The organism is Bartonella sp. AD328YNZD (assembly GCF_042196425.1).
Map to the genome: position 1 here is coordinate 1 of NZ_JBHIQG010000596.1, position 1,000 is coordinate 1,000.

Genomic DNA, 1,000 nt, shown 5'->3' on the forward strand with positions numbered 1-1,000 from the left:
GCCACCGACTGAGACCCCGGTTTAAGGGTATAAAGAGATCTCAGAGGTCAACATCCGACGGCGCGATGCGTTCTCGGGTGCCACTTTGGTTTGTTTGTTATGCAACAATGAGGTAAATGATGTTTGAATCTTTGCAAGAGCGACTTGGTTCTATCCTGTCTCATTTGACAGGGCGTGGCGCTTTATCTGATCAGGATGTTGCAGAGGCGCTGCGTGAAATTCGTCGCGCTTTATTGGAAGCCGATGTTGCTCTTGATGTTGTGCGCTCTTTTACCGATAGAGTTCGGGAAAAAGCTGTTGGGGCCGAAATCGTTAAATCGATTAAGCCAGGCCAAATGGTGGTTAAAATTGTTCATGATGAATTGGTTCATATTCTTGGAAATGAAAGTGTTCTGAGTGATTTGAATGCTCCTTCTCCAGTTGTTATTATGATGATTGGTTTGCAAGGTTCGGGAAAAACAACCACAACAGCAAAGCTTGCAAAACGGTTAACGGATAAGCACAATAAAAAAGTTCTCATGGCGTCATTAGATACACGCCGTCCCGCTGCACAAGAGCAATTGCGCCAATTGGGAGAGCAGGCGACACTTGCAAGCTTGCCTATTATTGCGGGACAGTTGCCCGTTGATATTGCATCACGTGCTGTGCAAGCTGCTAAATTGGGTGGTTATGATGTGCTTCTTCTTGATACGGCAGGGCGTAATCATATTGATGAAGCTTTGATGCTTGAATTGGCTGAAATTAAAGCGTGTTCCCTTCCTCATGAAATTATGTTGGTGGCTGATAGTTTGACGGGGCAAGATGCCGTTCATCTTGCTCGTTCTTTTGATGAGCGTGTAGGGATTACAGGAATTATTTTAACACGGATGGATAGTGATGGGCGGGGTGGTGCTGCTCTTTCCATGCGTGCTGTTACAGGCAAGCCAATTAAAGCAATTGGAACTGGTGAAAAAATAGATGCTTTAGAAGAATTTCATCCCAGTCGTATTGCTGATCGTAT

Annotated in this window: 1 protein-coding gene; it reads left to right on the forward strand. The window is 45.0% G+C overall.

The window, feature by feature from the left end:
• Positions 1 to 119: 119 nt before the first annotated feature.
• Positions 120 to 1,000 (forward strand): signal recognition particle protein (locus ACFIO3_RS13935; protein ID WP_375704673.1); only part of this gene is annotated, 881 nt, incomplete at its 3' end.